General features: G+C 51.8%; 10 protein-coding genes. 8 read left to right on the plus strand and 2 right to left on the minus strand.

The window, feature by feature from the left end:
- Positions 1-52: 52 nt before the first annotated feature.
- Complete coding sequence (gene ompX, locus K7H21_RS19010) at positions 53-565, minus strand: outer membrane protein OmpX (protein ID WP_004130755.1); 513 nt, start codon at positions 563-565, stop codon at positions 53-55.
- Between the two features lie 352 nt (positions 566-917).
- Between ompX and rhtA the strand changes: the two genes are divergently transcribed.
- The 7 genes from rhtA to ybiO all read left to right on the plus strand — a co-directional run bounded on the left by rhtA (position 918) and on the right by ybiO (position 12161).
- The gene (gene rhtA, locus K7H21_RS19015; RefSeq protein ID WP_087830032.1) at positions 918-1805 is read left to right on the plus strand and encodes a threonine/homoserine exporter RhtA; all 888 of its coding nucleotides are present in this window, start codon (positions 918-920) and stop codon (positions 1803-1805) included.
- Positions 1806-2023: 218 nt separating this feature from the next.
- Positions 2024-2527, plus strand: coding sequence for a DNA starvation/stationary phase protection protein Dps (gene dps / locus K7H21_RS19020; protein WP_004130751.1), 504 nt, complete (start codon positions 2024-2026; stop codon positions 2525-2527).
- Positions 2528-2893: 366 nt separating this feature from the next.
- Complete coding sequence (gene glnH, locus K7H21_RS19025; RefSeq protein WP_004130748.1) at positions 2894-3640, plus strand: glutamine ABC transporter substrate-binding protein GlnH; 747 nt, start codon at positions 2894-2896, stop codon at positions 3638-3640.
- Between the two features lie 134 nt (positions 3641-3774).
- Complete coding sequence (gene glnP, locus K7H21_RS19030) at positions 3775-4434, plus strand: glutamine ABC transporter permease GlnP (protein WP_004100490.1); 660 nt, start codon at positions 3775-3777, stop codon at positions 4432-4434.
- A complete protein-coding gene (gene glnQ / locus K7H21_RS19035) occupies positions 4431-5153 on the plus strand; it encodes a glutamine ABC transporter ATP-binding protein GlnQ (RefSeq protein ID WP_004130746.1) in 723 nt (240 codons plus the stop codon). Before glnP ends, glnQ begins: the two co-directional genes overlap by 4 nt.
- A gap of 416 nt (positions 5154-5569) precedes the next feature.
- Positions 5570-9835 (plus strand): autotransporter outer membrane beta-barrel domain-containing protein, encoded by a 4266-nt coding sequence (locus tag K7H21_RS19040; protein ID WP_223035287.1) that lies wholly within the window; start codon positions 5570-5572, stop codon positions 9833-9835.
- 103 nt (positions 9836-9938) lie between these two features.
- Entirely contained in the window at positions 9939-12161 is a 2223-nt protein-coding gene (gene ybiO, locus K7H21_RS19045; protein ID WP_004130741.1) for a mechanosensitive channel protein, read from the plus strand.
- Here the strand turns inward: ybiO and rlmF are convergent.
- On the minus strand, positions 12156-13070 hold the full coding sequence (gene rlmF, locus K7H21_RS19050; RefSeq protein WP_170100685.1) for a 23S rRNA (adenine(1618)-N(6))-methyltransferase RlmF: 915 nt from the start codon (positions 13068-13070) through the stop codon (positions 12156-12158). The two genes, ybiO and rlmF, sit on opposite strands and share 6 nt — an antisense overlap.
- Positions 13071-13165: 95 nt before the next feature.
- Between rlmF and K7H21_RS19055 the strand changes: the two genes are divergently transcribed.
- Positions 13166-13780 carry a flavin reductase family protein gene (locus K7H21_RS19055; protein ID WP_004130736.1) on the plus strand — a complete coding sequence of 205 codons (615 nt, stop codon included), beginning with the start codon at positions 13166-13168 and terminating at the stop codon, positions 13778-13780.
- Positions 13781-13942: the final 162 nt, after the last annotated feature.

Here is a 13942-nt window from a genome sequence, read left to right on the forward strand (position 1 = left end):
CAGGCAAAAAAAATCCGCCCCATGAGGCGGATTTTTTATATCACCGAAGTGATTAGAAGCGGTAACCTACGCCAGCAATCCAGGTGCCAACGTCAACGTTACGAATGCGAGACTGCTCGTAGGAGAAGTCCAGGGCAACGTTTTCGATCGGGTTGAACTGCAGACCAGCACCGTAAGAGAAACCGTAGTCGCTCATGTCAGATTTGTTCGGATAGCTGTTGTCCTGGAATTTACCGTAACCAACACCTACTACGCCGTAGATGCTAGCCCAGTCGTTCAGACGGTAAGCCGGACCTGCGGTGATGCCGTAGTACTGGCCTTTTTTGTAAACGCCAGATTCAGAACGATCTTTTTCGGTGTAGGTGAAAGAACCGATAACACCCAGCGGGTTGTTGTCTTGCTCGTAGCGGTACTTAAGGTTGAAACCGCCTGCTTTGTTCGCTTCACCCTGCATGTCGCTCTGCGCGTAGCCACCGGTAACGGTAGAAGTCGCAGCGAAAGCAGTGGTACCTACGGATGCAGCCAGAACAACGGCCAGTGCTGAAAAACGTGCAATTTTATTCATAACCACCTCAAATGTGTTTCTAATAAGTCCTAAGCTTTAAATATAACAAAAACTTTTGGGAAACTCTTTTCACTTTACATTGTCTAACGTACTTTTTCATGTAACCAAAGGTTTCTACGTTTCTATAACAAACTGGAAAACAAACCTTTTTTACAAATATACTCCTATTAAGGCTCATAAATCGCCAGACGTGTATCCAGATTATTCCTAATCTGCTGGTGAAATTATCTTCGCACCCTGCCCTATTGTACTGCTTTTAAGACCCTTTTTTTCAACATTAGCTCAACCGGGGCGGGGTAATTCAATTACACTGGAACCTTTACCGCATTTGACAAAATTGACAGGAGAAAGGATGCCCGGCTCGTCTCGTAAGGTACCGGCATGGTTGCCGATACTGGTTATTTTAATCGCCATGATTTCCATCCAGAGCGGCGCCTCGCTGGCCAAATCTCTCTTCCCGCTAGTCGGCGCCCCAGGCGTTACCGCCCTGCGCCTGGCGCTCGGTACCTTAATCCTGGTGGTCATCTTCAAACCCTGGCGCCTGCGCTTTGCCCCTGAGCAGCGTCTGCCGCTGCTCTTCTACGGCCTGTCGCTTGGCGCGATGAACTACCTGTTCTATTTATCGATTCAACGCATTCCGCTCGGCGTCGCCGTCGCGCTGGAGTTTACCGGGCCGCTGGCGGTAGCGCTGTTTGGATCCCGCCGTCCCCTCGACTTCGTCTGGGTGGCGCTGGCGGTGCTCGGGCTATGGTTCCTGCTGCCGCTGGGACAAAGCGTGGCGCAGATCGATCCCGTTGGCGCGCTGCTGGCGCTCGGCGCGGGCGCCTGCTGGGCGGTTTACATTCTGACCGGCCAGCGCGCCGGAGAAGAGCATGGCCCGGCAACGGTTGCCATGGGGTCGCTAATCGCCGCGGTGGTCTTTGTGCCGATGGGGATGATTCAGGCCAGCGATACGCTATTTCAGTGGGGACTGCTGCTACCGGGGCTCGGGATCGCCATTTTATCAACCGCGCTACCCTACTCTCTGGAAATGGTTGCCTTGACCCGCATGCCCAGCAAGACCTTTGGCACCCTGATGAGCATGGAGCCGGCTCTCGCCGCACTTTCCGGAATGGTGTTTCTTGGCGAAACGCTAACCGCGACCCAAACGCTGGCGCTGGGGGCGATTATTCTTGCCTCGATGGGATCCACGCTGACAATGCGTCGGGAAACGAAGATACAGAAGGTCGACATCAGCTAGCGGAAAGGAGCTGATTGACGAGAAAATTAATCATCTCCTTAATTTATAAACTATTTTTTCTGACTAACAGCCCTGCGCTATCAGACCGATAGAGACTACCGCCGCTGCAAAGCTCAAATCCGTTGCTATACTTAATTCCGCAAGTTATTGGGATGAGACGCTCCGAATAATTCGAATCTGAAGTATGACGAGTACAAATATCAAGAGGATATGACACTATGAGTACCGCAAAACTGGTTAAAACTAAAGCAACGAATCTGCTCTATACCCGTAACGACGTCGCTGATAGCGCGAAGAAAGCGACCGTTGAGCTGCTGAATCGCCAGGTGATCCAGTTCATTGACCTGTCTTTGATTACCAAACAGGCTCACTGGAATATGCGCGGTGCAAACTTTATTGCCGTTCATGAGATGCTGGACGGCTTCCGCACTGCGCTCGTCGACCACCTTGATACGATGGCAGAACGTGCCGTACAGCTTGGTGGCGTAGCGCTGGGTACCACTCAGGTCATCAATAGCAAAAGCCCGCTGAAAAGCTACCCGCTAGATATCCATAGCGTCCAGGACCATCTGAAAGAGCTGGCCGACCGCTATGCCATCGTCGCTAACGATGTGCGTAAAGCCATCGACGAAGCGAAAGATGAAGACACCGCTGATATCTTCACCGCCGCCTCCCGCGACCTGGATAAATTCCTGTGGTTCATCGAAGCCAATATCGAGTAACGCCAATTGCCGTCAGCCACGCTGGCGGCTTTTTTTTACCCCCCCGCCACGCACCACCTCAGTGCATGAGAATGTTCAAAATACGTGCAAAAGTAAATCAATTGTAATAATCACCTCACACAATCGTTACGCCGAGATTGTTTTAACATCAGGGTTTGCGCTAAAAATGCTCGTGTTATGCGATGCTCTTATGATGCACCAAAGTAACGCCCCATATTGGTGCATTTAATGTTGTCCGTTATCAAAATTGTGCAACAGGATTCATCCTGGTTGTTATAAAACAACAGGTTGTAAAACTGGCATGATATTTTCATAAGGCAACTTGTTCTCGCAGGGGATCGTCCCGTGGATAAAAAAGGAAATGCTATGAAGTCTGTATTTAAAGTTTCACTGGCTGCACTGACCCTGGCTTTTGCGGTTTCTTCTCACGCCGCTGATAAAACACTGGTTGTTGCGACCGATACGGCGTTTGTTCCGTTCGAATTTAAGCAGGGCGATAAGTATGTTGGTTTCGACGTTGACCTGTGGGCAGCGATTGCAAAAGAGCTTAAGCTCGATTACACCCTGAAGCCAATGGACTTCAGCGGCATTATTCCGGCGCTGCAAACCAAAAACATCGATCTCGCGTTGGCGGGAATCACCATTACCGACGAGCGTAAAAAAGCCATCGACTTCTCAGACGGCTACTACAAAAGTGGCCTACTGGTCATGGTCAACGCCAATAACAATGATATTAAGGATGTCAAGGATCTGAACGGTAAAGTGGTTGCTGTGAAAGGCGGCACCGGTTCCGTCGATTACGCAAAAGCGAATATCAAAACTAAAGATCTGCGCCAGTTCCCGAACATCGATAACGCCTATATGGAACTGGGCACCGGTCGTGCCGATGCGGTCCTCCACGATACGCCAAACATCCTTTACTTCATCAAAACTGCGGGCAACGGCAAGTTCAAAGCGGTAGGCGAATCGCTGGAAGCGCAAAACTACGGTATCGCTTTCCCGAAAGGCAGCGATGAGCTACGTGAAAAAGTGAACGGCGCACTGAAAACGCTGCGTGAGAACGGCACCTACAACGAAATTTATAAAAAATGGTTCGGTACTGAACCCAAATAATAATTAGCGATTATCTCTTCCAGGCCAGCTGTGGTCTGGTAGACCTGGAGCACTCCGGGCTACCCCCTCAGCAGGCCTGAATAGTTTTCTCAGAGGGTATTCCTCTGTTTTCGAGACGGTAACAGGAACACATTATGCAGTTTGACTGGAGTGCCATCTGGCCCGCCATTCCTATTTTGCTGGAAGGCGCCAAAATGACGCTGTGGATTTCGGTCCTCGGCCTGGTCGGCGGTTTGATAATCGGTCTGGTGGCCGGTTTTGCCCGCTGTTTCGGCGGCTGGATTGCCAACCACATCGCGCTGGTCTTTATCGAAATCATCCGCGGCACCCCGATTGTGGTGCAGGTGATGTTCATCTACTTCGCTCTACCCATGGCGTTTAGCGATTTGCGTATCGACCCGTTCTCCGCGGCGGTGGTCACCATTATGATCAACTCCGGCGCCTATATTGCGGAAATCACCCGCGGCGCGGTGCTGTCGATCCATAAAGGCTTTCGCGAAGCCGGCCTCGCGCTGGGCCTCTCTCGTCGGGAAACCATTCGCTACGTGATCCTGCCGCTGGCGCTGCGCCGTATGCTGCCGCCGTTGGGCAACCAGTGGATTATCAGCATCAAAGATACTTCGCTGTTTATCGTCATCGGCGTGGCCGAACTGACCCGCCAGGGCCAGGAAATTATTGCCGGTAACTTCCGCGCGCTGGAGATCTGGAGCGCCGTTGCGGTTATCTATCTGATCATCACCCTGGTGCTGAGCTTTGTTCTGCGTCGTCTTGAAAGAAGGATGAAAATCCTGTGATTGAATTTAAAAACGTTTCCAAGCACTTTGGTCCAACCAAGGTGCTGCATGATATCGATCTGAAGATCAACCAGGGCGAAGTCGTGGTGATTATCGGGCCGTCCGGCTCCGGTAAATCGACCCTGCTGCGCTGTATTAACAAACTTGAAGAGATTACCAGCGGCGATCTGATCGTCGACGGTCTGAAGGTCAACGACCCGAAGGTTGACGAGCGGCTGATTCGCCAGGAAGCCGGTATGGTGTTCCAGCAGTTTTATCTGTTCCCGCACCTGACGGCGCTGGAAAACGTGATGTTCGGCCCGCTGCGCGTTCGCGGCGCCAATAAAGCGGCGGCGGAAAAACTGGCGAAAGACCTGCTGGCGAAAGTGGGCCTCGCGGAACGTGCGCACCACTACCCTTCTGAGCTTTCAGGCGGACAGCAGCAGCGCGTGGCCATTGCCCGGGCGCTGGCGGTTAAACCCAAAATGATGCTGTTTGATGAGCCAACTTCCGCGCTTGACCCTGAACTGCGTCATGAAGTGCTGAAAGTGATGCAGGATCTGGCCGAAGAAGGCATGACCATGGTTATCGTTACCCACGAAATCGGCTTCGCCGAAAAAGTGGCGTCGCGCCTGATTTTTATCGATAAAGGGCGCATTGCGGAAGATGGCGATCCGCAGATGCTGGTGAATAACCCGCCCAGCCCGCGCCTGCGCGAGTTTTTGCAGCACGTAGCCTGATGCCCCCCGGCTCTCCCTTCGCGGGAGAGCCGCTTTCCAGAATCACTGCGTTGAGAAAGTCTCCTCTCCTGTTAAGAAAGACAAACGTGCAAGGGATCAACTGATATTATTCTTATTAAATATAATAACCCGGAGTTATTAAACTCATCCACACCAAGAGTCATTGAATAGCTATTATCTACACCGTGGATATATGAAGTGTGCTCTTCGCCAATAATTATCACTTTATAAACTTTTCGCTCCTGCATTCTCCACCGACTCCCCCCTCTTTAGTTCAGCATGACGCAAAAGCATTCATATTCTTTTTGTGATGAGCATCAAAAACAAAATCATTTCACAATAAAAAGTAAAAATATCATGCTTCTATAGCTAAACAGCTTTTCTTAGCCGCACCGTTTATTAGGGAATGATGAACTATGAACCGAAGCTTTAATATCGTCTGGAGCGCTACACGTAATATGTTTGTCGTCGCGCCGGAATTTGCCAGCAGTAATGGACGCCTTCTCAGCCATACCCGAATCAACGTTCTGGCGGCATCATTTTTATGCGTGTCTGGCGTCGCCCTGGCAGAAGACCGCACTTTTACAACTTATAATTCTGGTGAATATAAATTAAGCGGAACCTATCTTTCCAGCAACCACGACCCCAATAGCAGAGGAGCAACTGCAATCTCAGCATGGGGTTGGGGTAATGAGGAAATTGTTATCAGTGACGAGGGTGTCGTCACGATCAGGACCGCAGGTTCGCAAACTAATGGCATATACATTGACGGAGCCAATAGTAGCCTAACGCTTGATAATCAGGGTTGGTCAATACTCACCGCGGGCAATAGCTCATCGGCGGTGACCGCAGTTTCAGGAGCCCAGATATCCCTCAACGGCGGTTCAATCGCTACCCAAGGTGAAAATTCGTTTGCAGTATCTACTTCTGATGTTAACAGCATAGCCACCCTCAATGATGTCACGATTACGACAGCAGGGGACCGGGCTGGCGGTCTGATTGCCTATGATGGTGGAAAAATTGCGCTGACGGACGGCAGTATCATCACTGAAGGATATTCAGCAACCAGCGTCCTTGCATCTTCATCAGAAAGCATCATTGACCTCGATAACGTATCTGTTTCATCGGCAGGTGACTGGAGTACTGCGCTATCAGCCAACAATGGCGCTCATGTTACAATGACAGGCGGTAGCGTAGCCACTGCAGGAATATATTCACATGGAGTGACATCCTATAACAACAGTGTAGTTACGCTGAAAGACGTGACGATTTTAACCTTGGGTAACAATTCTGACGGCTTGTCAGCAAGCTTCAATGGCTCTATCAATACTACAGGTGGCAGTATTACAACAACAGGTGATTATGCTAATGGTATCTATTCTGGGGATGTGGATAGCCCAATCGACCTGAACAGCGTCACAATATCTACCTCGGGTGAGTGGTCTTATGGATTATTCTCACGTGGAAATATCGTCATGAGTGATAGCAGCATACAGACTAGCGGAAACTACTCTGATGGCGTCAGAAACAGCAGCAATATTCTTTTGCAACTCAGCAATGTCAATATATCAACTAAAGGTGATAACGCTTTGGGACTGTTTACCAACAGTGGTGATATTCACTTAGTAAACAGTAAAGTGACCACGTCTGGCGATCATGGCTATGGAATTGCGTTGGATAATGCGAATGTTTATCTGGATAATATTGACGTACTGACTCACGGTGAATTTGCTTATGGATTAGAAGCTGACAATACAAGCCAAACCACCATAAATAATTCTCATCTGGAAACCTCAGGTAACGAGGCTCATGCAACCTATGCATATTTTGCCAAAATATTACTTAATGATGTCGATATATTGACCTCAGGTTCTATTGCTGCCGGAATATACTCCCGGGAAGGCAGTCATATTACGGTAACGGGCGGAAGCATTAAAACCATTGGAAATAATGCTAACGGAATCGATGTTTACCATTCAGATGTTGAATTAAAACAGATATCGATAGAAACTCAGGGAAAATATGCCCATGGACTCAGAATCAGTGACAAAGGAACACTTACGGGTGATGATCTAAATGTGTTCAGTAATAGAGCATCTGGTGTATTACTGGACAAAAGCTGGAATTCGGCATCGGCATCATTAACGAATAGCCAGATAACTGGCGATAGCGCGGCCTATTATCTGGATTCGTCATATGCTTATTACGACGATGAGGTCAATTCGCTAAATATCACCGGCGGCAGCGTTACCGCCACAGCAAAGGACGGGAGTGCATTTTATGTCAATGCAGGTGCCGCAGATATTACCGTTGATAATCTGCAAAACGTCAGTGCTGCAAATCTGCTGACGGTTAATGAGAACAACTGGAATAACGTTATATTCCGCGCCAAAAATGACAGTACCCTGAGCGGTGCTATTCAGGCCGGAAACAGCAATGTCACGGTCGACCTGGACAAAACCAGCCTCTGGAATGTTCACGGCGATTCCGCGATCGGTAATCTTACTAACGCTGGTGTCATTAATCTCAATACCGCTTCTGGTTCTCTTTATGCCGAGAAATTAATGCTCACCGACAGCAGCGTACTCAACATAAAATTGGATCGCAGCGTTGATGAACCCGTTATCGCCACAAGCTACAGCAGCCTTAATGGGGCGTTGAATATTAGTGGCATCGGTAACATTAATAATTCTTTAATAACCACGCCGTACACCTTTACGCTTATTAGCGCAGAAAATGAAATCAACGGAGACTTCAATAATTTCACCGTTGCCGGAATAGATGCGAAAGAAACCGACTTTTTAACCCTAGATGGACGAATTAATCCTGACAATAAAGCGCAATATGAGTTAGTCACTGCACTTTCCTGGTATGCAGATAAACACAATGCCGCAACCGATGCGCACGGAACCTTTACGCTAAGTGCAGCGAACGGCGAATTTACAGTAAATAATCATCTCGATGATGTCACAAATACGCTAGCCTCAACCAATAGCAGCGGCTGGGATGGGAAATCACTGACTAAACTGGGCGACGGTACGTTGATTCTCTCCGCGGCCAATACCTACAGCGGTGATACTCACGTTAAAGAGGGCACCTTATGGCTGGAAAACAGCGGAATAATTGGCTCCGCTGGAAGTAAGCAAAAAATTAACATCGCATCAGCAGCTCGTTTCGGCGGTAGCGGCATTGTTAATGGTAACGTCTTTAATAGCGGCAATCTTGCCATGAGCAAAAGCGGAGAGGTTGGCAACAACCTGACCATCAATGGCGACTATACCGGCAATAACGGCAACCTCTTTTTCAATACCCGGTTAGGTGGCGATAACTCGTTAACCGATAAACTGACGATCTCCGGTGATTCAAACGGTAATTCTACCGTCTATATCACTAACGTGGATGGCAAGGGTGAATTGACGAATAAAGGTATTGAATTAATTGACATTTCAGGAAATTCAAACGGTGTCTTCACCCAGGGAAATCAGGTCCAAATTGGCTTGTATGAATACCGTTTGTACAAGGATACCGGAGACTGGTATCTACGCTCGCAATCAAACGCACCTGTAGATCCTAAACCTGATGACGGCAACAGCGGCAACGTCGACCCGGTTAAGCCTGATGACGGCAACAACGGCAACGTCGACCCGGTTAAGCCTGATGAGGGCAATGACGGCAACGTCGACCCGGTGAAACCAGATGAGGGTAACCATGGCGATACCACCCCATCAGGTTCGCATCAATATCGCGCTGATATAGGGGCATATCTTGGTAATCAGTGGATGGTACGCAACTTGCAAATGCAAACGCTTTACGATCGCGAAGGCAGTCAGCTTCGAACCGCTAATGGCAATATGTGGATGCGGTTTAAAGCTGGACGTGCCGATTCCCAGGCCGTTAGCGGCAACGTTGATATTAACAACAACTACTCTCAAATCCAGATAGGCGGGGACATACTCGCCTGGGATAACGGTGAACAAAGCCTGGTCACAGGCATTATGGGCAGCTATATCAATGCCGACACTGACAGTACCGGTAATCGAGGTATGGATGGCAGTCAACTGTCAGCCAGCGGCAACGTTTCCGGGTACAACGTAGGCATTTACTCGACCTGGTTTGCCGATTCCCAAACGCACCGAGGGCTATACATTGACAGCTGGTACCAGTACGGGATGTATAGTAACACAGTGAAAAACGGGGGTATCGGCTCAACGGACTATGATTCCCACACCCATACGGCCTCGCTGGAAGCGGGATATCGATACGACGTTCCCCTGAAAGGAGGGCATCAGATGAGCCTGACGCCACAGGCGCAAATCATCTGGCAGAATTATTCTGCTGATACCGTTGTCGACAAGGGAAGAACGCGTATTGATGGGCAAAGCAGCAGTAGCTGGGCCTCCCGCCTCGGTCTACGCGTGGATGGCAAGCTATATAAAAATCGCACCTCTGTCATTCAACCCTTTGCGGAAGTCAACTGGTTGCATACCAACGATGATATCTCCGTTGCATTTAATCATGCTGACGTTCAGATGGATTTACCGGCAAATCGCGCCGAACTCAAAGCGGGAATTGAGGTGAATCTCCATAATCAGTGGAGCGTAACAGGAATGATGACGGGTCAGAAAGGCAGCAATCATTACGATGACCTTAACGGCAGCCTCAACGTCCGATACAGCTGGTAAAACATATCCCCCCGGCTCTCCCTTCACGGGGGAGCCGCTTTCCAGAATCATCCCAACCTCGCTCTGCGGATCTCACCTTCTATACTTATTGGTTTGAGATGCAATGGAGGTGCCTGTGTCGCGGATTTTGTTACTGCTTGCCCTACTCTTCACTGCTCCGCTCTGGGCCGCGACGCTGCCCGGCGTTCCGGCAAGCACAGCGGACCAGTCCAGCAGTAGTGAACCCGATCTGGCGCAGAAGAAAGCGGCCTACGGCGCGCTGGCCGACGTGCTTGAAAACGCCGATGCCCGTCAAGAGCTTATCGATCAGCTGCGGAAAGCCGCCGCCACGCCGCCGCCGGACAGCACACCGAAGCTGACGCCGCCGGAAATAAAAGACGAGACCACGGTACTGGAGAACGTCACCCAGATCAGCCGCGAATACGGTGAACAGCTCTCGTCACGTTTTTCCCAGCTGTGGCGCAACATCACCGGTTCTCCGCACAAAGCGTTTAATTCTCAAACCTTCACCAGCGCCGCCTGGCATTTCCTGCTGCTGGCGGGCCTGGTCTTTGCGTTCTGGTGGCTGGTACGCCTGGCGGCCCTGCCGTTATATCGCAAGATGGGTCACTGGGGACGGCATAAAAACCGCGACCGCAGCAACTGGCTTCAGCTACCTGCAACCATCGCCGGCGCGTTTATTTTCGACCTGCTTCTGCTGGCGCTCACCCTCTTCGTGGGCCAGCTTTTAAGCGATCGCCTGAACGGTAATAATCCCACTATCGCCTTCCAGCAAAGCCTGTTTCTCAACGCCTTCGCGCTGATTGAATTTTTCAAGGCCATTCTGCGGCTTATTTTCTGCCCGCGCATCCCGGAGCTACGGCCATTCAACCTCAGCGATGAAGCGGCGAAATACTGGAACCTGCGCCTCAGCGCGCTGAGCAGCCTGATTGGCTACGGGCTCATCGTCGCGGTGCCAATTATCTCCAACCAGGTCAACGTACAGTTTGGCGCGCTGGCCAACGTGATGATTATGCTGTGCATTACGCTCTGGGCGCTGTATCTGATATTTCACAATAAGAAATTGATTACCCAGGGACTCATCCATCTCGCCGACCGCTCGCTGGCCTTCTTTAGCCTGTTTATCCGCGCCTTTGCGCTGATCTGGCACTGGCTGGCCTGCGCCTATTTTATCGTGCTGTTTTTCTTCTCGCTGTTCGACCCCGGCAATAGCCTGAAATTTATGATGGGCGCGACGCTGCGAAGCCTGGCCATCATCGGCGCCGCCGCGCTGGTCTCCGGTATTCTGTCGCGCTGGATTGCGAAAACCATCACCCTGTCGCCGGAAACTCAGCGCAACTATCCTGAACTGCAAAAACGGCTTAACGGCTGGATCTCCGCCTCGCTGAAAGCTGCGCGGATATTAACGGTCTGCGTGGCGATTATGCTGCTGCTCAGCGCGTGGGGCCTGTTCGATTTTTGGCAGTGGATGCATAACGGCAGCGGGCAAAAAGCGGTGGATGTGCTGATTCGTATCGCGCTGATCCTCTTCTTCTCGGCGATTGGCTGGACGCTGCTCGCCAGCCTGATTGAGAACCGGCTGGCATCGGATATTCACGGCCGCCCGCTACCCAGCGCCCGCGCCCGAACGCTGTTGACGCTGTTTCGCAACGCGCTGGCGGTGGTCATTAGCACCATTACTATCATGATCCTGCTTTCGGAAGTGGGCGTGAATATTGCCCCGCTGCTGGCCGGCGCAGGCGCGCTGGGCCTGGCGATTTCGTTCGGCGCGCAAACCCTGGTCAAAGACATTATTACCGGGATTTTTATCCAGTTTGAGAACGGCATGAACACCGGCGACCTCGTGACGATTGGGCCGTTAACCGGAACGGTGGAGCGCATGTCGATTCGTTCCGTCGGCGTACGCCAGGATACCGGCGCCTATCATATTATTCCATGGTCTTCGATAACCACCTTCGCCAACTTCGTGCGCGGTATCGGCTCGGTGGTGGCCAACTATGATGTTGACCGGCAAGAAGATCTGGATAAGGCCAACCAGGCGCTGAAAGACGCGGTCGCGGAAGTGATGGCGCAGGAAGAAATCCGCGGGCTGATCATTGGCGAGCCCTCTTTCGCCGGGCTGGTGGGCTTAAGCAACACCGCTTTCACCCTTCGCGTTACCTTTACTACTCTGCCGCTGAAGCAGTGGACGGTCCGTTTCGCCCTTGATACTCAGGTAAAACGACACTTTGACCTCGCGGGCGTGCGGGCGCCGGTACAAACTTACCAGGTCCTGCCGATGCCAGCGCCGGTGGGACCGCCGGCTCCCACCGAGCCGACGTTATAAAGGCCGACGGCGTTTGGCTTCGTCCATAAAGGTCCAGGCGATAAAGCGGCTCTGCTTATTCCCCTGGGCCATCTCTTTTTTCACCACTTTCACCGCACCGACGTCGGTCAGCGCACGGTAGAGCGGCGGCAGATTGTCGCCGCGAGAAACCAGCGAGGTAAACCATTTCACCTGACGGCCAAACTGCTGGCTTTCCTTAATCATCTGCGTAATAAAAGCGACCTCGCCCCCTTCGCACCACAGCTCCTGCTGCTGGCCGCCAAAGTTCAGCACGCTCTCCTCGCCCAGCCCCAGGTTGCGACGTTTACGCTCACCGCCCGCCTGCGCGCTGGCGGCAGAATCATGGAACGGCGGGTTACACAGGGTCGCGTCGTAGGTCTCATTTTTATGAATAATGCCGCTCAGAATCGCTTTGGCGTCTTTTTGACGGCGCAGACGGATCTGGCGAGCGAGGCCTGGGTTACCGTTGACGATAGCCTGGGCGCTGGCGAACGCCTCGGCGTTCACTTCGCTGCCGGTGAAGCGCCAGCCGTACTCGTGCACGCCGATGAGCGGATAGATGCAGTTTGCGCCAACGCCAATATCGAGAATGCTGGCGTTGGCCGGGATGGTCCCGCTATCCAGCGCCAGCAGATCGGCGAGATGATGGATGTAATCCGCTCTGCCCGGCACTGGCGGGCAGAGAAAGCCATCTGGTATATCCCAGTGTTTCACCGCGTAGAAGTGCACCAGCAGCGCTTTATTCAGCGCCTTCACCGCCAGCGGATTGGCGAAGTCGATGGTCTGCTCACCCACCGGGTTAAGGGTGATAAAGCCCTGTAGCTCAGGGTGGGCCTGGCACAGCGCGGGCAGGTCGTAGCGTTGTTGGTGACGGTTACGCGGGTGTAACCCCGGTTTCTGGGCTTTCATGGCAATCTCCTTTGAACAGCCGCGTAAGATACCCGTTGACGGCGGCGCGGTAAATAAGTGAGTCTGGATATCTCTTTTTTTGTCACGGGTGTCGTATGTACTTCTACCAACCTTCGCACGGACACGGGCTGCCTCACGACCCGCTGAACGCTATTATCGGGCCGCGGCCCATCGGCTGGATAGCTTCCGTTGATAACAGCGGCCAGCGTAACCTCGCCCCCTACAGTTTTTTCAACTGCTTTAACTATCGGCCGCCCATTATTGGTTTTGCCAGCAGCGGCTGGAAAGATAGCGTGCAGAATATTGTTGAGACAAAAGAGTTCGTCTGGAATCTGGCCACCCGCCCTCTGGCGGTCGCGATGAACGAAACCTCCGCCACCCTCCCCCATAACGAAGATGAATTCATCCGCGCCGGGCTGACTGCCGCTCCCAGCCGCATCGTCAGCGCGCCGCGGGTCGCCGAAAGCCCGGTAAACTTCGAGTGTCGTCTCTCGCAATGCATCCAGTTAAACACCGCCGAAGGGCAAGCGGTTGACACCTGGCTGGTGCTGGGCGAAGTGGTGGCGGTGCACATCGATGAATCGCTGTTGGATGACGGAATTTACCAGACCGCCAAAGCCCAGCCGATCCTGCGCGCCGGAGGACCAAGCGCCTATTACGGCATCGACGAAAGCCTGCGTTTTGATCTTATTCGTCCGGACGCCCGCTAAGCCTACTTCCCGGCCGGCAATCTCTCCGTTGCCCATGCCGGGCTGCTGATTTCCGTTTCCCCGCTTTAAGCTCCCCCGTACGCTTTATGTAGAAAAATTGCAGTCAATGTAAATAAATGTATTTATTTTTTTATAAATGAGTGATAAAAATTCGTTCGTTTT

Origin of the sequence: Klebsiella sp. CTHL.F3a, from assembly GCF_019890895.1 — a bacterium.
Classification (GTDB): Bacteria; Pseudomonadota; Gammaproteobacteria; order Enterobacterales; family Enterobacteriaceae; genus Klebsiella; species Klebsiella grimontii.